General features: G+C 65.3%; 16 protein-coding genes. 8 read left to right on the top strand and 8 right to left on the bottom strand.

All coding sequences use genetic code 11. The features are described from left to right. Positions 1-7: 7 nt before the first annotated feature. From AB4851_RS23060 to AB4851_RS23075, 4 genes are all read right to left on the bottom strand, one after another. Entirely contained in the window at positions 8-694 is a 687-nt protein-coding gene (locus AB4851_RS23060; protein ID WP_414451601.1) for an amino acid ABC transporter permease, read from the bottom strand. Beyond that, positions 691-1,449 carry an amino acid ABC transporter permease gene (locus AB4851_RS23065; RefSeq protein ID WP_414451602.1) on the bottom strand — a complete coding sequence of 253 codons (759 nt, stop codon included), beginning with the start codon at positions 1,447-1,449 and terminating at the stop codon, positions 691-693. Before AB4851_RS23065 ends, AB4851_RS23060 begins: the two co-directional genes overlap by 4 nt. 82 nt (positions 1,450-1,531) lie before the next feature. Then, positions 1,532-2,425 carry an amino acid ABC transporter substrate-binding protein gene (locus AB4851_RS23070; RefSeq protein WP_414451603.1) on the bottom strand — a complete coding sequence of 298 codons (894 nt, stop codon included), beginning with the start codon at positions 2,423-2,425 and terminating at the stop codon, positions 1,532-1,534. 12 nt (positions 2,426-2,437) lie between these two features. Beyond that, positions 2,438-3,169, bottom strand: a complete 732-nt coding sequence (locus AB4851_RS23075) for an HAD hydrolase-like protein (protein WP_414451604.1) — start codon at positions 3,167-3,169, stop codon at positions 2,438-2,440. Between the two features lie 111 nt (positions 3,170-3,280). Here AB4851_RS23075 and AB4851_RS23080 point away from each other — a divergent pair, with 111 nt between their 5' ends. The 7 genes from AB4851_RS23080 (at position 3,281) to AB4851_RS23110 (ending at position 10,637) form a co-directional block, all read left to right on the top strand. After that, a complete protein-coding gene (locus tag AB4851_RS23080; RefSeq protein ID WP_414451605.1) occupies positions 3,281-3,952 on the top strand; it encodes a GntR family transcriptional regulator in 672 nt (223 codons plus the stop codon). Next, complete coding sequence (locus tag AB4851_RS23085; protein ID WP_414451606.1) at positions 3,942-4,088, top strand: hypothetical protein; 147 nt, start codon at positions 3,942-3,944, stop codon at positions 4,086-4,088. The genes AB4851_RS23080 and AB4851_RS23085 overlap by 11 nt, the downstream gene beginning before the upstream one ends. Positions 4,089-4,344: 256 nt before the next feature. Beyond that, a complete protein-coding gene (locus AB4851_RS23090; RefSeq protein WP_414451607.1) occupies positions 4,345-5,052 on the top strand; it encodes a YfdX family protein in 708 nt (235 codons plus the stop codon). A gap of 315 nt (positions 5,053-5,367) precedes the next feature. Further along, positions 5,368-5,940, top strand: a complete 573-nt coding sequence (locus AB4851_RS23095; protein WP_414451608.1) for a fimbrial protein — start codon at positions 5,368-5,370, stop codon at positions 5,938-5,940. A 55-nt stretch (positions 5,941-5,995) separates the two neighbouring features. Then, positions 5,996-6,751 carry a fimbria/pilus periplasmic chaperone gene (locus AB4851_RS23100; protein WP_414451609.1) on the top strand — a complete coding sequence of 252 codons (756 nt, stop codon included), beginning with the start codon at positions 5,996-5,998 and terminating at the stop codon, positions 6,749-6,751. 77 nt (positions 6,752-6,828) lie between these two features. Next, complete coding sequence (locus AB4851_RS23105) at positions 6,829-9,501, top strand: fimbria/pilus outer membrane usher protein (protein ID WP_414451610.1); 2,673 nt, start codon at positions 6,829-6,831, stop codon at positions 9,499-9,501. A 23-nt stretch (positions 9,502-9,524) separates the two neighbouring features. Next, positions 9,525-10,637 carry a fimbrial protein gene (locus tag AB4851_RS23110; RefSeq protein WP_414451611.1) on the top strand — a complete coding sequence of 371 codons (1,113 nt, stop codon included), beginning with the start codon at positions 9,525-9,527 and terminating at the stop codon, positions 10,635-10,637. A gap of 129 nt (positions 10,638-10,766) precedes the next feature. Here the strand turns inward: AB4851_RS23110 and AB4851_RS23115 are convergent, their stop codons facing one another. Further along, positions 10,767-13,847 carry an ATP-binding protein gene (locus AB4851_RS23115; protein ID WP_414451612.1) on the bottom strand — a complete coding sequence of 1,027 codons (3,081 nt, stop codon included), beginning with the start codon at positions 13,845-13,847 and terminating at the stop codon, positions 10,767-10,769. A gap of 77 nt (positions 13,848-13,924) precedes the next feature. Further along, entirely contained in the window at positions 13,925-14,119 is a 195-nt protein-coding gene (locus AB4851_RS23120; protein WP_414442256.1) for a hypothetical protein, read from the bottom strand. 449 nt (positions 14,120-14,568) lie between these two features. Here AB4851_RS23120 and AB4851_RS23125 point away from each other — a divergent pair, with 449 nt between their 5' ends. Continuing rightward, entirely contained in the window at positions 14,569-15,276 is a 708-nt protein-coding gene (locus AB4851_RS23125; RefSeq protein WP_414451613.1) for a response regulator, read from the top strand. Here AB4851_RS23125 and AB4851_RS23130 read toward each other — a convergent pair. Together AB4851_RS23130 and AB4851_RS23135 are read right to left on the bottom strand one after the other, a co-directional pair. Beyond that, on the bottom strand, positions 15,249-18,335 hold the full coding sequence (locus AB4851_RS23130; RefSeq protein WP_414451614.1) for an ATP-binding protein: 3,087 nt from the start codon (positions 18,333-18,335) through the stop codon (positions 15,249-15,251). The two genes, AB4851_RS23125 and AB4851_RS23130, sit on opposite strands and share 28 nt — an antisense overlap. Before the next feature lie 85 nt (positions 18,336-18,420). Beyond that, on the bottom strand, positions 18,421-18,651 hold the full coding sequence (locus AB4851_RS23135) for a hypothetical protein (RefSeq protein WP_414451615.1): 231 nt from the start codon (positions 18,649-18,651) through the stop codon (positions 18,421-18,423). Positions 18,652-18,829: the final 178 nt, after the last annotated feature.

Raw genomic sequence — 18,829 nt, forward strand, 5'->3', positions numbered from 1 at the left:
CCATTCTTTAATGAGAGGCGAGACGAAGTTGAAGTCGACGAACGCCCCTGGTACATAAAAAACAGGTGACGAAGTAGACCAGAGCCACGAATAGATACATCTCGACGATGCTGCCTTGCTGCTGCGCAATTTGCGTGGCGGCTCCGACGAAGTCGGTTAGCGAAAGCACATAGACCAGGGATACGTCTTGAAACAGCACGATGGCTTGCAGAATCAGGAGGGGTGCCGTATGTCGGACAGCCTGAGGCAAGATCACGGTCGCGAGCACCTGATGGCCGGTCAGACCTAATGCGCGTGCAGCCGATGCCTGTCCGTTCGGGACCGCCAACACGCCAGCGCGAATGATTTCGCAGTAATAGCAGGCCTCGAACAGGCTGAACGTCACGAAGGCCGACACATAAGCATTGACCTGCACCGGGTCGGCGGAGCCCACTACCCAGGCGACCACGTAAGGGCTGAGAAAGTAGACCCAAAATATAACGAGGATCAACGGAATCGATCGAATCAAATTCACATAGCTCGTAACCAGGACCTGCGCCCATCGTGGGCCATACAGGCGAATTACCGCCAGAACCGTGCCTAGCGCCACGCCCGTTAAAGCGTACAGTATGGTCAATTTGATTGTCAGGCTGAAGCCATCGAATATCAGATATGAAAGATTGGATGTAATTGCGCTGAAATTCATGGAGTTCATGACAGGACATCCCGGGGTAGCATGGCGTGTGCGACTCGCTCCTTGCGGCTTTTCCTTCCGATCGCGAAAATTCGAATCATCCCGATCAGGACCATATTGATCAAAAGATAGCCGGCGGTCGCCGCTAAAAACGCTTCAAACGTGTGAAAGGTCGTTTCCTGCATTTCTCTTGCCCTGGCCGTCAATTCAACGAGCCCGATCGTCATGCCGATCGATGTGTTCTTGACCAGATTGACGAGTTCGGAGGTGAGCGGCGGAATCATCAGGCGGAATGCCTGAGGCAGGATGATCAGACGTAAAACGTCCGCTCTCGTCAGGCCGAGTGCAAGCCCCGCCATCTGCTGACCCCTGGGCATGGCCGTGATGGCCGCACGTGTCTGCTCCGCTACCCGTGCCCCTGTGTACAAGCCGATCGATATCGACGCCGTGATGAACGAACCGTATTCGAGGCTCTTGATCCAGGTTCCGAGTGCACCGGGCAACAGTTCGGGCACCACGAAATACCAGATGAATATCTGAACGAGAAGCGGGATATCCCGGAATACTTCGACGTATACGGCTCCCACGCCTTGTCTGATTCGATTTTTCGATACGCGCAACAAGCCGACGGCCACGCCCACCAGCAGAGCGATGAAGGCCGAAACCAGCGCTGTCGCCACGGTCCAGCCGGCGCCGCAGAGCAGGTTGTGGGCGTATGTCGAAATGCCGTCGCTGGACAAGTCGTAGAAAGCGCTCCAACTCCACTGATAATTCATGTTTACTCCACTTGAGTAGTCGACTGGCCGATACCGCAGGCCAGTCGACGATTCTCGGATACCGAGCTAGCGGGCCGGCTCATCAATCAGGGATCGCATCGACCTGAAATATGCGTTGCACGGATGGGTCGAGCGGCATGCCGATCTGGGAGAACCATTTCGTGTACAGATCGGCAGCTCGTCCGGATTTGAAGTCACCGGCCAGCGTCGCGTTGACGCTGTTCAACAGCGCCGAGTTATTCGGCGCCACGACGATGCCGTAGGGCAGATAGGAAAGCGCTCTGCCGGTAATGCGAAAGGCATCCGCGCCATTCGCGCGCTTCTTCAATCCGTACAGGATCACGTTGTCGGACATATAAGCATCGGCGCGTCCGGTGCTGACCGTGAGGAAGCCCTCGGCCTGATCCTTGACGAGGACGAAGCGGATCCCCAACTTCTTTTTGGCATTGATCGCCTGCGCAAGGGCTGCATTGGTCGAGCCGGCCGGCACCGCCAGCGCTTTCCCCGCGAGGTCTTCGAACTCCTTGATCTTCGAATTGGCCTTGACCAGAAGTTGGTCGGCCGCCGCGGCTGTGACGAACGAGAAATCAACCTGGGCTGACCGCTTCAGCGTATGAACCGTCGAACCGCACTCCATATCGACACTGCCGTTCTGCAGCAAAGGAATGATCGTGCTCAGATCGACCGGCACGAAACGCACCTTCAGATCCGGGCGGCCCAGTTGTCGCTTGAGCGAATCCACGACGCTCAGGCAAAGATCGATCGTGTATCCGATGGGTTTCTGATTGGCGTCGAGGTACGAGAAAGGGATACTCGATTGCCGGTAGCCGATGACCACCTCATTGCGTGCCTTGATGCGAGCCATGGCGGAATCCACGGTCTGCGCACTGGCTGGTGCGATCCCGACGACAGAAAGCACACACGCAATGCCGGCCATACGGGCCCATGACATCGAAAGCGCGAGACGACAGTTCATGGCGGCTCTCTCCTAGTGAGTGGAGATGGAAAGCTGGGCGCGATGATGCGCCGCGAGTTCCTGGAGCGTGTCGAAGGTCATGTCGGGCGCCGCACCCTTCGCGTCTTCCTGACGTGACCCCAGGCTCCGGCCAGGCCGCTTGATCCAGGCGCAGTGGATGCCGAGGTCGTTGGCCGGGATGACGTCCGCGCGCAGGCTTTGGCCGACGTGCAGGATCTCGCCACGGCCGATTCCAAGATCGTCGAAGGCCTTGAACGCGGCGTTGAAGTGGTGATGATCGGGCTTGTAGGCCGCGACGCTTTCTGCGGTGGCGATCACGTCGGCGTTCAGATCGAGTTTTCGCGTCGAGAACGACAGCGAGTGATTGTCGATGTTGCTCAGCAGTCCGATCTTGAAGTGTTTGTGCAGATAAGCCAGCGACGCTTTTGCGTCCTGGAATGCAGGCCACAACATGACGGCGTTGGCAAACATCTCGCGCTCCGCTTCGTTTGTCGGGATGTTGTAACGCTCGCAGAACTCGCCGTAAGCACGACGAAGCACGTCGGGATAGAGCAGTGCGGGGCGGACGCGTTGCAGTTGCGCACGGGCACGGTCGAACTCGAGCAACAATTGTTCGCGGGAGAGTTCGACGTGGTATTGGTCCGCGACGCTCTGGAACATCGAGATGATCGAGGGTTCCCAATCAATCAGGGTCCCATACACGTCGAAGGTCAAAGCTTTGAATTTGGTCAGATCGAGGGTCATCGTTGGCTCCGTAAATTATCGATAATCGTTAATCGATGATCGCTAGGCTAGCGCCGACGAAAATTTGTGTCAACATAGGGCCGTCACGATTTCTCGCTACGTACAAACCCTATGGAACAACTCACTTCGCTCGCTCAATCGGTTCAGGAAAAGCGACAGCCGATCTCGGGTGTGGTCGCCGATGCCTTGCGCGAAGCGATATTCCGAGCTGCGCTCAAGCAAGGGGAATCGCTGCGCCAGGACGCGATCGCGAAGCAATTCGGGGTCAGTCAGGTCACCGTGCGGGAGGCCTTCCGGCTGCTTGCGGAAGAGGGGATCGTTGAAATCGTGCCGCGACGCGGCGCCGTGGTTGCGTCGCTATCACCGGCAGATGTGGAAGAGATCGTCGAGCTGCGCATTGCGCTTGAGACGATGCTGGTCGCACGCGCAATTCCCCGTCTGGAAGAGGAGGATTTGTCGGCGGTAGAGAAAATCGTACGCAAGCTGGACAAGACACGCACGATGGACGAGCAACTTGCCTTGAATGTCGACTTCCACGCACGGCTCTATGCGAAGGCGGAGCGGCCGCGCACACTGGCGGCGCTGGAGAAGCTGCGGCTCGCATTCGAACCGTACCTGCGTCTGCTCTGGGCCAGATCGGACTACAAATCCCACTCCCAGGATGATCACCGGGAGATCGTGGCACTGTGCCGTAGTAAAAATATAAAAGGCGCCCAGAAGATTCTGGCTGGTCACATCGCGAGCACCGGCCGGGAAATACTGGGCTTGCTGAATGCCGACTAGTGGGCGCTCGACCTCGTTCGAGCGTCTCTGGAAAGTGATCGACCGCCGGACGGAAGGTCATGACGTGCATGCCGTGGGCAGCGTGGTGTCGTCACCGCAAACCGATGCCGGAAGCAACCAGTTCGGGCCGTGGTGACCGTCTGTCGTATTCGACCGATCCTGCTTCCTGCCTGTCCGAGAAACGCCGCCGCATTTTCCGACGCGTCCTATATCGGGCATTCGAGCCTGCTCAGTAGAATTTCCTCGCGCTCATGACGTGCACGGCGTTCGGGCCGCACACCGTCGACGCGCGAGTCGGCCGGGCCGGGACGCTTCCGGGCCCGGCCCGGATGAAATCAAGCAAGATGGCGCCGGGGCAGCCTGCCTGCGCGCCACATCGAGCAGGTGAAAACATGAAGATTCGATATCTCACTTCCGTCGTGCTGATGGCACTGACGTATGCAAGCGCTGCCGTTGCCGCGGAGCCCACGGCAGCAGTGGCGCCCAAGGCCGCCTCGGCGTCTGCGGCCGCCGCCGACGTGCGCAGGCTGTCCGCTCAGGGCAGCGAGGCCTACCGCGACATCGTGCTGGCGCGTCTGGCCATCTTCAACGGCAAGCCCGCGCTCGCGAAGGATCTGGTCAAGCAGGCGCGCGCATCGCTCGCGAAGGCCAAGACCGACGGCACCGGTTACCTGCGCGCGGAATCGCAGTTGAAGCAGCCGGTTTCGCCCGAGCATGCCGCGAGCAACGAAGCCGGCAAGTCGATCTACTGGCTGCCCGTGGAGGGCGACGTGACGGTCGCCGACGACTTCGAGAAGACGCCGGACAAGCTCGCATCGATCAAGGCGGCCAACGCGCACCTGAAACAGGGCCAGCGCCAGAAGGCCGTGGATACGCTGCGCCTGGCCGGTATCGACGTGACCTACACGCTCGGCCTGGTGCCGCTCGAACGCACGGTCGGCGAGGTGGACAAGGCGCAGGATCTGCTCGACGTGGATATGTACTACGAAGCGAACAACGTGCTGCGCCACGCGCAGAACGACGTGTGGTTCGACAGCGTCGAACTGCACGGCAAGCCGGTGGCCGTGGGCGCGAACGCCGCTTCTGCCGCGGGCAAATAAGCGCATCGGGCGACGCGATCGCCGAACGATCCGTCGGGTTTCGGGCCGGGCTGCATGCCCGGCTTTTTTACGTCCGGTCGAAGCCTCGAAGTCTCGACGGCGCGGCCGGCGCCGATATCGGCAAGCGAATTCAAGACTCGCCAAAAATCGGACCCGTACGACCCCGCGCTCCACGAATCTCGTACCGGTCAAATGGATGTGAAAAGTGTGCATCCCTAAACTTCTCCAGGTCGCGTAAATGCATCACGCAGTGCGACGCACACATCCTCGCGGCCGGCACCGGGCTGCGCACGATAACTATCTGGAGTACCAACGATGAACAAGAACAACGTCAGCCGACTCGCGCTCGCCCTCAGCCTCGGCGCAGGCGCCATCGTCGCCATGCCTGCCGCGCAGGCCGCCGACGGCACGATCAACTTCAACGGCCAGCTCGTCGACCAGACCTGCACGATCGACGTGAACGGCGTGGTCACGCCGGCCGTCGCCACGGTCACGCTGCCGACGGTCACCACCGGCCTGCTGCAGACGCTCGGCCAGACCACCGGCCAGACCGGCTTCACCGTGAAGCTCTCGCAATGCGTGGGCCCGGCCAAGACCGCCTCGACCTTCTTCGAGAACGGCCCGACGGTGGATCTGACCACCGGCAACCTGAAGAACACGTCGGTCGCGGCGGGTGCGGCGAAGAACGTCCAGCTGCAACTGGTCGACGCGTCGAACGGCTCGGTGATCCAGGCCGGCAACACCAACCAGGTGACCGGCACCACGCGCGTGTCGCTCGACGCCAGCGGCTCCGCCGTGATGCCGTACGGCGTGCAGTACTACGCGCTGGGCGCGACCACCGCCGGCCCCGTGACCAGCTCGGTCACGTTCTCGGTCAACTACCAGTAAGCCGGCAGCGGCGGGCGCGGCGTGCGCCCGCCGCCGCCTTCATCGAGTTCCCGTCATGAGAATCCCCTGTCTGCTCCGCATGCTGGCCGTCGCGGGCTGCGCGTTCGCGATGCTCGAACCGGCATCGGCCACCGTGGTGATCACGGGCACGCGCGTGATCTATCCGTCCGACGCGCGCGAAGTCACCGTCAAGCTTGACAACAACGGCACCGTGCCGGCGCTGGTGCAGAGCTGGATCGATCACGGGGATGTCAACGAAGATCCGAACGCGGGCGGCATGCCGTTCACGCTGATGCCGCCCGTCACCCGCATCGATCCGGCGAAGGGGCAGACGCTGCGCCTGCTCTACACGCACGATCCGCTGCCGCAGGACCGCGAATCGGTTTACTGGCTCAACGTGCTGGAGATTCCGCCGAAGCCGCCGAAAGCCGTGGAGCAGGAGCAATTGCTGCAGATCGCGTTCCGCTCGCGCATCAAGATTTTCTTTCGCCCCGCTGGGCTGAAGGGCGAGGCCAACGACGCCCCGGCGCAACTCGGCTGGGCCTGGGAGCGCGACGCGGCCGGGCACGGCGGCGCCGTGCTGAAGGCCACCAACCCGACGCCGTACGACGTCAGCGTGGTGACCGTGCGCGTGAAGTCGGGCGGCAAGACCTACGAGTCCGACAGCCGGATGGTGACGCCGTTTTCCACGGCCACCTTCACGTTCAAGGATCTGCCGCGCGCGCCGGACGGGCCGCCGGTGCTCCGCTTCGATTCCGTCAACGACTACGGCGCGATCGTGCCCACCGCGTTTCCCGCCGCTTCGAAGTAAGCGCACCCCCCGATTCGAACCTGCCGCATCGTCCACGGGCTCCGCGCCGCGCGGCGCGGCCCCTTGACGAGCTTTCCATGAACCATCGTCGTGACGATTCGCCCGGCATGCCCGCGCGAGCCTGGCTGTCGCCGCTGTACGCGGCCGCGCTGCTGGCGTTCGCGGCTTCGGGCAATGCCTGGAGCGCCGCCGCGAACGCCGCAAACGCCGTGATGCCGGCCGCCGCCGATCTCGATGCGGGCGCAACCGACGCGGCGAAATATGCGCAGGACGTCGATCCCGCCAACGTCGAGTTCAACCCCGACTTCCTGCCGAAGGAAGGCGGCAAGCGCGTGGATCTGTCGCGTTACGAGGCGGGCAATCCCGTGTTGCCGGGCCAGTATCGCGTCGACCTGTTTCTGAACACGCGCCCGCTCGGACGCATCGATCTGCGGGTTGCACCCGGCAGCGATCCGAACCGTGGCCGGCTCTGCATGACGCGGCCGCTGCTCGAGCAGATGAGCGTGGATACCTCGGCGTTTTCACCGGCGCAGCTTGCCCGGCTGAACGCGACCGACCGCTGCGCGGCGCTGCCCGAACTGCTGCCGGATTCGACCGCCCGTTTCGATCCGGGCGAGCTGCGGCTCGACGCGAGCATCCCGCAGGCGCTGCTGCGCCACACCGCGCGCGGCTACGTGAGCCCGGACCTGTGGGACCCGGGCGTGACCTCCGCGGCGCTCGCCTACAGCTTCAACGCCTATCGCACCGACGGCCCCGGCGGCCCGCGCGATTCGTCGTTCCTGAGCCTGACCGCCGGCTTCAACGTGGCTGGCTGGTACTTCCGCCACAACGGCTCGCTGAGCACGCAGCAGGGCAGCGGCAGCGGTTACGACAGCCTGAACACCTACGTGCAGCACGACCTGCCCGGCATCAAGAGCCGCCTCACGCTCGGCCAGTCGAACACCACCGGCGAGATCTTCGACACGCTGCCGTTCCTCGGCGTGCAGGTGGCCAGCGACGACCGCATGCTGCCCGATTCGCTGCAGGGCTATGCACCGGTGGTGCGCGGCATCGCGGAAACCAATGCGCGCGTGACGATCCGGCAGAACGGCAACGTGATCTACGACATGCCGGTGGCGCCGGGCCCGTTCGTGATCGACGACCTCTATCCCACCGGCTACGGCGGCAACCTGGAGGTGACGGTGACCGAGGCCGACGGGCGCAAGCGCATGTTCCTGGTGCCGTATGCCGCCGTGCCGCTGCTGCTGCGCCCCGGCATCTCGCGCTTCAGCGTGACGGCAGGGCGGCTCGACCAGCGCGGCCTCGGTTCGCATCCGATGCTGCTGCAAGGCACGGTGCAGCACGGCTTCACCAACAGCTTCACCGCGTACGGCGGCGTGCAGGCGAGCCAGGATTATCTGGCGGCGCTGGGCGGCGGCGCGTTCGGCACGCCGTTCGGTGCGTTGTCGGCGGATTTGACCGGGGCGCGCACCAACACCGGCGCGGCGCAATGGCAGGGCACCAGCCTGCGGCTCGGCTACAGCAAGTATTTCGACAGCACGCAAAGCAATATCTCGGTGGCCGCCTATCGCTTCTCGACACAGGGTTTTCTCGATTTCAACGGCGCGGCGCAATTGCGCGACGCGGTACGCGGCGGCCTGCCCGGCGACAGCGTGTGGCGCGCCAAGACACGCTTCTCGATCACCGTGAACCAGACCCTCGGCCAGAAGTGGGGGCAACTGTTCCTGACCGGCTTCACGCAGAACTACTGGAACCGCAACCAGAGGGACCTGCAATTCCAGCTCGGCTACAGCAACCAGTGGCGCTGGCTCGCCTATTCTCTGACCGGCAACCGCGTGCGCAACGCCAATGGCGGCATGGAAAACCAGTTCATGCTGAATCTGGCGATGCCGCTCGGCAAGTCGGCGCAGGCGCCGCAGTTGAGCGTGAACCTCGCGAACGCGCCGGGCACCGGCACCGCCACGCAGGCGACGTTGAGCGGCGTGGCCGGCGCCGACAGCCAGTTCTCGTATGGCGTGACCGGCACGCAGGCCGCGAGCGCGGGCGGCAGCGGCTCCGTCACGGCGCAGTACCGCGCCTCGCAAGCCACCTTCCAGGGCAGCGCCGGCGCGGGCCGTGGCTACCACAGCGGCTCGCTCGGCGTGTCGGGCTCGATCGTCGCGCACCCGGGCGGCATCACGCTCTCGCCGTACAGCGGCGAGACGCTGGCCGTGGTGCAGGCGCCGGCCGCGGCCGGCGCGAAGATCCTCGGCTATCCGGGGCTGCGGCTCGACGCGCGCGGCTACGGCATCCTGCCGTTCCTGATGCCGTACCGGCAGAACGAGGTCGCGCTCGATCCGGACGGCATTCCCGACGACGTGGAGCTGAAGGTGACGAGCCAGCAGGTGGCGCCGCGCTCGGGCGCGGTGGTGATGCTGAAGTATCCGACCGTGACCGGCCAGGCGGTGCTGATCGACGCGCATCTGGCCGGCGGCGAGCGCGCGCCGTTCGGCGCGGAGGTGGTGGATGCGAGCGGCGGCCACGTGGGCATGGTGGGGCAGGGCGGGCGCATCTATGCGCGGCTGGCCGCGCGGGCCGGCACGCTGCGCGTGAAGTGGGGCGAGGCGCCCGATCAGCAATGCACGTTGCCGCTGACGCTGCCGGCGCAGGCCGGCGCGAAGCCGCAGGCGCTGATGCGGCTCGATGCCGACTGCGAGCCGGGCGCGGCCACCGCACGACGCGATGACGGTGGCGCAAGCGCCACGCGATGACCGACAACCGATTGGGATACCTGATGATCTTCCTCGTTCACACGATCCGCCGGCTCGGGCTGGGCGCGCTGCTGATGCTGCTGCTGTGTGGCGCCGCGCATGCCGAGTGCACCTACAACGACAAGAATCCGTATGGCGCGCGCCCCTACACGCTGGTGTCGCCGCTGGTCATCAGCGCGCTGACGGTGGGCCGCGACGTGCCGGTCGGCACGATCCTCTATCGCCAGACCGTCACGTCGCAAACCCAGTTCTTCACCTGCGTGGTGCCGAGCGGCGTGATCACCTCGACCTGGCCGCTGACCGCCACGCCGTTGCCGCTCGCGTCGTGGAACCAGAACCCGTTTGCGGGGCATGTGTATCAGACGGGCGTGGCCGGGATCGGCGTGGCCATCTATTGGGGGAGCAATAACGCGGCGCCCACCAGCAACACGCTCAACAACTGCAATAACGGCAACGGGGCCTGCAACTGGTCGCTCGTCACGCCGTCGTTCAACATCGTGCTGATCAAGACCGGGCCGGTGTCGCCGGGCGTGATCTCCGGCACCAGCCTGCCTACCGTGGAAAACGCCTGGAACGGCGGCAGCGTGCCGCTGAAGCTGCTGCACGTGTCGTTCACCGGTTCGATCCGGATCGTGGCGCAGACCTGCACCACGCCCGACGTCAACGTCGATCTCGGCAAGTACACGGTGCAGGCACTGAGCGGCAACAACGCCGCCACGCCGTGGAAGCCGTTCGCGATTCAGTTGCAGGCGTGCCCCGCGTTCTACGGCGCCACCGGCACGTCCACCAACACCGATAGCGGCTCCGGCTTCATGCCGGGCGGCTTCACCACGCCGAACCAGATCGGGTTCTCGCTCGCGCCGGCCACCCCGGTGATCGACCCGGCGAATGCGATCGTGGCGTTGAGCCCGGGCACGCCGTCGAAACCGTCGGCGTCGGGCATCGGCGTGCAGGTCGCGAACGGCGCCGGCAAGCCCGTGTCGTTCAACACGCTGATGCCGAGCGGGATCACGCCGCAGCCGACCAGCGGCGGCGCGTATGCGATTCCGTTGCAGGCGCGCTATACACGCACCACCGGCACGGTGGCGGCCGGTCAGGCCAATGCCTCGATGACGTTTACGATCAACTATCAGTGACGCTCGCCACCGGACAGCCGTGCAGGGCGCGGCCACCGATCTTCGCGCGGTCACTTGCGGAAAGATCTGGCCATCCGCGTGATACCCAAGCCGCCGCGAACGCGGAAATGCCGACAGTCTGCTTTACCGTCAGTTTGAATCGACCGCGATTGGCACAGGTTGCGCCATCGCGCTTTCTCTACACCTGATGGCTGCGTCAATGCTCGACCACAGGGTGTCGAGCGCCGCCAAGGCACCCTCCACCCCGTGCTGTCGACACCGCATTTCCATGTCGCCGATCGCATCGGCGATGGCCGGCTCGCGTGCCATCGCCCAGGCGCCTCGCAGGGCGTGCAGGATATCGAGCAGCCGTGCCGGGTTGCCGGCTGTGATCGCACGACGCGCGTCATCGAAATTCTCGAGGGTCGTTCGCCAAAGCACTTCGAAATGGTGTTCGCCGAGTGCCCCGTCGCTCAAGGCTGGCATCTCATGCATCGTCTGCGGAAGACGCAGGTTGCGTCGCACCGCCGCGTCGATCATGGCCAGCGTCGCGGGCTTGTGCAGCACGTCCGACATCCCGCATTCGCGGCAGTTATGTGCATCGGTATCCGACGTGTTCGCGGTATAGGCGATCACCGGCACCCGGGGGTCGATGTCGGTGAGGCACTGCGCCAGCGCGAAGCCGTCCATGCCGGCCATGCTCAGATCGGTCAGCACCACGTCGTAATCGTGCTCGATGAATGCGCGTATCGCGTCGCGCGCGTTGCTCACCACGTCCGCGTCGTAGCCCAGTTCGGCGAGCTGGTCGGCGATGAGCGCGCGGTTCAGTTCCTGATCATCGACCGCGAGCACGCGGATCTCGACCTGTCGCGGGTGCACGTCGAACGGTATGTCCGGCGGGACGGTGCAGATGTCGACAACCGGCGCGGCGAGCGTGGCCGGAAGCGGCAACTGCACGATGAAGCGGCTTCCCGCCGAGGGCTCGCTCGACACCGTGATCGTGCCGTCCATCAACTCCGCGAGCTTGCGGCACAGCGTGAGGCCGAGCCCCGTGCCGCCAAACCGCCGCGAGATGGACTCGTCGGCCTGGGCGAACGAATCGAAGATGCGCGCCTGCTGCTCCGGCGTCATGCCGATACCGGTGTCCTCCACGACGAGGTGGACGGTGCCGGTGTCGGACACACCGTGTGACATGTCCACGCGAATTCGCACCTGGCCGCGCTCGGTGAACTTGATCGCGTTCGATACGAGATTCACGAGAATCTGCCTCACCCTCAGGGCATCGCCCATGCATGCCGAATCGACAGCGGCGCCGATCTCGACCTCGAGCGCGATACCCTTGCTCGCCGCGAGCGGCGCAAACAGTCGGGATACCTGATGGACCAGGCGCGCCGGGCTGAACGCAATCGATTCGAGCTGCATCCGGCCCGATTCGATCTTCGAGACGTCGAGAATGTCGCTGATGACGTCGAGCAGATGCTGGGCAGACGTTTCCACCACGGCGAGGCGCCCGGCGTCGTCGAGCGATGGCCAATGGCGGCGCAGCAGTTCGAGATGCCCGAGCATCGCATTGAGCGGCGTGCGCAACTCGTGGCTCACGGCGGCCACGAACATGGTCTTGGCGGTGTTCGCTTCCTCGGCCAGCCGCCGTGCTTCGGTGGCGGCGTACTCGGCGAGCTTGCGTACCGTGATGTCCGACAGGATGCAGAGAATCGCGTCTTCGCCGTGCACGCGCGCGGTCACGATGCTGGCGAGCAGGTTGCGGGTCGTGCCGTTTTCGGTCACCACGCTGAGGTCGAGATTCAGCGGCACGACGATTTTGTCGCTGCCGAAGGTGGCGCAATGCATACGATAGGCATCGAGCAAGGGCTGCGTGATGCGCCGGCCGCCGCCGTGGGCGGCGTGGCGGTACGCATGCATCGGCTCGTTCTCGAAGATCACCTCGCGGCGCGCGATCGAGATCAGGCCGATCCCGACCGGCGCCGTGGAGAGGATCGACCGGTTCAGGTGCTCGCTTTCGTACACGCGCTGCGAGCGGCGATACACGGGGCGGAACACCTTGTGGTTGAACACCAGCAGCAGGGTCCACAGCAGCGCCAGCAGGCTCGCGACGCCGCCTGTCCAGACGGCGGCCTTGGGCGCGAGCGCCGCTGCCATGGTGCGCCACGACCAGATGTAATTGAGCGTCCAGTCCGTGCCGGGGATGCGGTCGCTGATCGAGAACACGCCACCGCGATAAGCGTCGGCGACACGATTGCGCTTGCGCGGTCGCGCAGCGCCCACCTTCAGCGCCCGGATGGCAAGCGCGGTGTCGGCGCGCGACGGATCGCCCTCGGAATGCAACACGACATCGCCCTGTCGGTCGAGCACCAGGAATTCGCCCGGCGCGGGCGACTGGCGCAGCATCGCGCGAAGGCGCTCGATCGACACCTGGCGCACGAAGATCGCGAACACCTCGCCCTCGTAGTGCGCGGGCTGGCTCAGATGGAGCACGTGGCCTGCGCCAAACGGGTTCGGCAGCGGCGAGGACCAGTAAGTGGGCAGCACGCCGGACACGGCATCGTCGATCGAATTCGCTTCGAAGGTCGATGCCCGCGGCACCAGGCGCTCGATCACGTCGGCCACGCTGTGCTGGCCGGGCGTGCCGAGCACGTCACCGGAGAGCCGCGCGGGCGCCATCGACACGAAGGTGCGGTCGGGGTTGTAGAAGATGCCGATTCCAGGCCGCCCCACCTGCCGCTCGGCCGCGCCGAATACGTTGCCCATCTCGGCGGTCAGGCCCAGATAGTAAGCATAGGAATCCTGATCGGGCGCTGCGTCGCGCCTGTCGAGCTGGGCGAGCGCGAGTTGCGCGGTGGCGTCGCGATGCTTTTGCACGATCCGGCGGCCTTTCGACTGGGCGAACTCGGCAAGCTCATGCTTGCCGGCACGGCGATGCTCGCTCCAAAGCAGCTCGGCGGCCGCCACGGTGCGCGAAAACAGCGCCTGCTCGGTTTCCATTTCCATGCGAAGCAGCGAGCGGTTGACCAGGAACGCGTTGTGTTGGCCCGCGAGATAGTCGTGCACGCTGGCCTCGATACCGAGCGCGTAGGCGGCAATCATCAGCAGCGACAGCACGATGCCGCCGCCATACAGCATCACGCGCTGGTAGCGCTTGAGCAGCAGGAGGTCCGGAGCCGGCGGCTCCGAACGCGTGGTGGGCGCGTTCGGCTGCCCGTGTGGATACGCCATGTGGATCGTCCTCGGCCGTTTGCGTCATGCAAACCGCGCGCATGGCGCGTGGCCGAAACCGGATGGCGCGCCGTGGGTCAGTCGTCCGGGCTCGCTTCCGGGGCCTGGCCGGCCAGCAGGTGTTGCCAGCGGCAGATCAGCTCCCGCCTGCTGGAGGGCGACGCGAACACGAACTCGTTGAGCTTGCAGTGGAAAAACGTCTGATCGCTCTCGTTCAGCGCCGCGTAGGCGAGCAGCACGCTGAGGGCAGGGGTCGTCGCGGGTTTGTTCATCGATGAAGTTCCGGCGCGTGGCTTGCGGCGAGACCCGGCATGGCGTCGCGCGAATGCGGTCAGATTGCGGTGCACGGTGAAGCTGTGTCGGCACCCTGAGCATCATTGTGGGACGGGATGCGGCGCGGCGAAATCTGACCGGGTACGAGATGGCATGGGACCCGTACGAAATTCCGCCGAGGGCGAGGCAGGCCTCAATCGCCACCGGGGGCAGGCCAAGCCGTGTGCGTTTAGGATTTGTCCTGCTACTATTTAGGCCGAGTCCGAGATTCACCGGCCCGAATTCACCCAAGTACTATGGGTCGGTACCGGTGGCGGCCTTAAAGTGGAACGTGCAGGGGTTCCCTGCGTATTCCCGGGAGCCGCGTGAGCGGGCTCCGCCGTTGCAGGCCGATGCGGGCACCCAGTGCCGCCATGTATCGGTTGCCCACCGCACAGGACGCTTTCACATGGACGATTTCGCCATCCGGGTCATGCTCGCCGACGATCATCCCCCGATCATCGTCGGCTTGCTTCACACGCTGAAGAAGCATCGCACCATCGACGTCGTCGCCACCGCCGGCAATTCCACCGAACTGATCGATGCGCTGGGCAAGCAGCCGTGCGACGTGCTGGTGTCCGATTACGCGATGCCCGGCAGCGATTACAGCGACGGCATCACGTTGTTCTCGTTCCTGAAGCGGCGCTATCCGGCCACGCGCATCGTGGTGCTGACCATGATCGACAACCCGGGCGTGATCCGGTCGCTGCTCAAGCTCGGTATCAACTGCATCCTGAGCAAATCCGACGCCACCGATCATCTGCTGGCCGCCATTCACGGGGCATACGCGGATGGCCGATATTTTTCGCCGACCATCGCCAAGGTGGTCTGGCAACTCGAGGCGGATTCGCACGGCCACAGCGACCGCGCGCTCACCACGCGTGAATCCGACGTGATCCGGCTGTTCGTGTCGGGCATGACGGTCAACCAGATCGCCGCGCAACTCAAGCGCAGCAAGCAAACCATAAGCGCGCAGAAAAATAGCGCGATGCGCAAGCTCGGCGTGGAAACCGATACCGACTTGATCAAATATTCGATCGGCGCGGCGCTGGCCGCCAGGCCGGCCGATTCTGCGGCCGACACGACCCCTCAAGAGCCGGACGGCAGCGCGCGTTGATCCGGGCCGCGCCGCGCCAGCACGGTGCGCGCGGCCGACTCGAAGCGCCCGATCCGGGCCAGGATGTCGACGGGGCTCCCCGCCACGGCGCGCACGGCATCTTCCATGTCCGCACACAGCCCGGCCGGCTCGGCTTCGTGAATCATCGCGAACGCGCCGCGCAGCGCGTGCAGATGCGCGAGCAGCGCGGGGTGGTCGCCGTCGGCCGCGGCGGTGCGCAACGCCTGCAGGCCGCTGTCGAGCGAGCGCGTCAACGTCTTGTGCACTGCGTCGGGCAGCGGCCCCTGCGCGATGTCGTCTTCGGGGGCGTGCGTGGCCGCCGAGGGCTCGCGGCCGAGCAGCCGGCGAATCGTGCCGCCAATCTCGTCGAGCAGCGCGGGCTTGACCAGGATCGCATCGATGCCGGCCGCCCGGCAGCGTCGATGCTCCGCGTCCCCCGCATGCGCCGTGATGGCGACGATCGGCACCGTCGCGCCGCACTGGCGCAATGCCTGCGCGAGCGTGTAGCCATCCATGCCCGGCATGTTCAGGTCGGTCATGATCAGGTCGAAATCGCGCGGCTTGGCGAGGAAGCGCGCCAGCGCCGCGCTGCCGTTGCCGGCCAGCTCGCAGCGATGTCCGAGCGTGGCGAGCTGCGCCTCGAACAGCAACTGGTTGGCGGGGGTGTCCTCCACCACCAGGATGCGGGCGGCGGTGGCCGTGTCCGGCACCGCTGCGTGTGGAGCGGGATTCGCGCCGGCCGCTGCCGCTTCAGCCCGATCTCCCGCTTGATCGGGCGCCAACGGCAAGGTCACCGCGAACGTGCTGCCATCGTCCGGCCGGCTGCGCACCTCGATCGTGCCGCCCATCATCTCCGTCAGCCGCTTGCACAGCGCGAGGCCGAGCCCGGTGCCGCCGTAGCGGCGCGCGATGCTCGCATCGGCCTGCGTAAACGGCCGGAACAGCGCCGCCTGTTGTTCCGGCGTCATGCCGATGCCCGAATCGGTCACGCTGACCACGATCGGCGAATCGACGCGCGTATCGTCCTCCCTGAAGAGTTCGATCATGACGTCGCCGGCGTCGGTGAACTTGATTGCATTGCTGAGCAGGTTGGAGACGATCTGGCGCAACCGCGTGGGGTCGCCGAGGTAATGGCGCGGCAGATCCGGCTCGATCACGCATTCGAATTGCAGCCCTTTTTGCCGCGCGACCGCCGAGAAGATGGCGGCACTCTGCCGGACGACATCGGCCGGATCGAAGCGGATCGCCTCGATGCCCAGTTGCCCCGATTCGATCTTCGAGAAGTCGAGCAAGTCGTTGATGATATCGAGCAGCGTGCGCGACGAGGACACCACCGCGTGCAACTGCCCGCTCTGCGCGGCCGTCATCGTCGAGCGGCCCATCAGCTCCAGGTTGCCGAGGATCGCGTGGAGCGGGGTGCGGATCTCGTGGCTCATCATCGACAGGAACGACGACTTGGCCTGGTTCGCCGCGTCGGCCGCGCGTCGCGCCGCTTCGAGCGTGTGTTCGAGCGACTTGTGGGCGGTGATGTCGGAGAAGTTGCAGAGCAGGGAGTCGGCGCCCCGGTACTTGGTGGCGACGAGGCCCACTTCCAGCTGGCGGACGCTGTCGTCGGCGAGCCGCAACGGCAGTTCAAGCCCCATGTGCGTTGCCGGCTCGGCCCCCGCCGCGTGAAAACGGTCGTACAGCTGTTCGCGCAGCGGCGTTTCTCCCGCCGCCGTGCGCGCCGCGTAGTCGCGCATCACCGCGTTTTCCAGCAGCACCGCGCCGTTGTCCATCGACAGCAGGGCGAGACCGAACGGCGTGGTGGAAATGATGGTGCGATTGAGCTGCTCGCTTTCGAAGATGCGCTGCGCGCTCAGGTGGCCCGGCCTGAAGATCCGCCGATCGAGCAGCAACAGCACCGTCCACACCAGGCCGATCATCAGCAGCAGGGCGGCGAGGCAGCCGGCCAGCTTCGGCCAAAGCTCCGCCAGCACGGTGCGCCACGAAAATGCGTAGATGAACGTCCAGCCCAGCGGCTGCACGCCGGCGCGGATCACGAACAGGCCGTCCTGGAAGTGCGTGGCGATCGGGTCCTCGGCATGCGAGCCGGCCGCGAGCCGCCGCATCAGCGCCAGGCGTTGCGCCTCGTGGTCGGCAGCCTTGCCCGAGGCGGCGAACACCGTGCCCCGCGCATCCAGCACGAGCGAGTTCGCATCGTGGCGATCGGTCGGCAGGATCGACTGCAGCACGCGCACGGGCAGATTGCTCGCGAACACGATCACCGGCTTGCCGTCGACATAGGCGGGCTTCGCGATGCGGATCACCGGCTCGCCGATGAACGGGCCTGGCGTGGGCGGGAGCCACACCGGCGCGGCGGGGCCGCCGAGCGCATCGCGCACGGTGGCGCTGGTCAGATCGCCGAGATCGGGCGCAAGGCGCGCCAGCAGGGCGTGCACGCTGCCCGCGCCGCTGGCGGCGACCGGATCGCCGCCGGGTGGTGCGGGCAGGATCGCCATGAAGCTGCGGTCCGGGCTGTAGCAGTAGAAATAGCCGATCCGCGCGTAGCCGCGCTCCTGCGCATAGGCGCCGAGCCGGTAGCTGAATTCCTGCGCCATCGCGAGGTAGGGGGAAAACGAGGCGGCCGGTTGCGGCGACGCGATATCGCCGAGCAGCAGCATCGGCGGGAAATGTGGATTGCCGCGCACCGTCGCGCGGCCGCCCTGGGCCGCGAAGCTGGCGACCAGCGAGGCGGGTGGCGCCTGACGGTCGAGCCAGACCGCTTCCTCGTGCTGGATTCCGGCTCGAAACGCCGTGTTCGTTTCGTTGACCTTGAGTTGCAGGCTCGTCTGCCGTATCACGAAATCGGCGTAGCGATCGGCGATGTAGCCTTTCACGAGCGCCGTCATCACGGCCGCCGCGATCGCCGCCAGCACCAGCGAAACGATCACGCCGCCACCGTACAGCAGCACGCGCTGATAGCGATTCAGCACGCCCGGCTTGCCGGCCGATGCCTCGGCGGCGGACAGGGCGTCCGTGAGTCGGCGATGCCTGCCTTCATGGTCTTGCATTGCCATGAACCGCCCCTGCGGGGGAAATCGAGATCGCCAATCATAAGCGAATTCGCCGGGTGAATTCGACGCGGCGACTGGGGTGCCCGGTTCAGGCGGACGGGTTGCGATCGCTGTCGCGGGCGCCGACCCGCTGCACGAATGATTGACACGGTTCGCCGCGCAGCGGCTGGTCATGGAAGCGCCGCAGTGGCAACGAAGCTTCGGTGTGGAAGTGGTCGGGATGATCGAGACGCAGCTGCTTGACGGTGTCGTCGATCCGCGCCCGGCCCGCTTTCGATGCCGCGATCAGTTGCTTCTGCTCGTTCGTGCTGAATGTCATCGCGATTCCTCTGCCGGCAAGATGTGCCCGGCTGCGCTGCTGCCGGACCGCAAAACAGCAGTCTGGCGGTCGACGGCTCGCCAGGCTATGGGACAGGGACGAAAAAAAGCCGGGCATTCAGCCCGGCCAAACGACCCCGCCACGACTTCCGGAACGAACCACGGGGCCGGTCCTGCTC

This window comes from Burkholderia sp. 22PA0099, from assembly GCF_047497165.1.
Lineage (GTDB): Bacteria > Pseudomonadota > Gammaproteobacteria > Burkholderiales > Burkholderiaceae > Burkholderia.

Excerpts from the sequence above, each read along its gene's own strand:
- AB4851_RS23060 (WP_414451601.1), bottom strand. The coding sequence starts at position 694 with ATGAACTCCATGAATTTCAGCGCAATTACATCCAATCTTTCATATCTG.
- AB4851_RS23065 (WP_414451602.1), bottom strand. The coding sequence starts at position 1,449 with ATGAATTATCAGTGGAGTTGGAGCGCTTTCTACGACTTGTCCAGCGAC.
- AB4851_RS23070 (WP_414451603.1), bottom strand. The coding sequence starts at position 2,425 with ATGAACTGTCGTCTCGCGCTTTCGATGTCATGGGCCCGTATGGCCGGC.
- AB4851_RS23075 (WP_414451604.1), bottom strand. The coding sequence starts at position 3,169 with ATGACCCTCGATCTGACCAAATTCAAAGCTTTGACCTTCGACGTGTAT.
- AB4851_RS23080 (WP_414451605.1), top strand. The coding sequence starts at position 3,281 with ATGGAACAACTCACTTCGCTCGCTCAATCGGTTCAGGAAAAGCGACAG.
- AB4851_RS23085 (WP_414451606.1), top strand. The coding sequence starts at position 3,942 with ATGCCGACTAGTGGGCGCTCGACCTCGTTCGAGCGTCTCTGGAAAGTG.
- AB4851_RS23090 (WP_414451607.1), top strand. The coding sequence starts at position 4,345 with ATGAAGATTCGATATCTCACTTCCGTCGTGCTGATGGCACTGACGTAT.
- AB4851_RS23095 (WP_414451608.1), top strand. The coding sequence starts at position 5,368 with ATGAACAAGAACAACGTCAGCCGACTCGCGCTCGCCCTCAGCCTCGGC.
- AB4851_RS23100 (WP_414451609.1), top strand. The coding sequence starts at position 5,996 with ATGAGAATCCCCTGTCTGCTCCGCATGCTGGCCGTCGCGGGCTGCGCG.
- AB4851_RS23105 (WP_414451610.1), top strand. The coding sequence starts at position 6,829 with ATGAACCATCGTCGTGACGATTCGCCCGGCATGCCCGCGCGAGCCTGG.
- AB4851_RS23110 (WP_414451611.1), top strand. The coding sequence starts at position 9,525 with ATGATCTTCCTCGTTCACACGATCCGCCGGCTCGGGCTGGGCGCGCTG.
- AB4851_RS23115 (WP_414451612.1), bottom strand. The coding sequence starts at position 13,847 with ATGGCGTATCCACACGGGCAGCCGAACGCGCCCACCACGCGTTCGGAG.
- AB4851_RS23120 (WP_414442256.1), bottom strand. The coding sequence starts at position 14,119 with ATGAACAAACCCGCGACGACCCCTGCCCTCAGCGTGCTGCTCGCCTAC.
- AB4851_RS23125 (WP_414451613.1), top strand. The coding sequence starts at position 14,569 with ATGGACGATTTCGCCATCCGGGTCATGCTCGCCGACGATCATCCCCCG.
- AB4851_RS23130 (WP_414451614.1), bottom strand. The coding sequence starts at position 18,335 with ATGGCAATGCAAGACCATGAAGGCAGGCATCGCCGACTCACGGACGCC.
- AB4851_RS23135 (WP_414451615.1), bottom strand. The coding sequence starts at position 18,651 with ATGACATTCAGCACGAACGAGCAGAAGCAACTGATCGCGGCATCGAAA.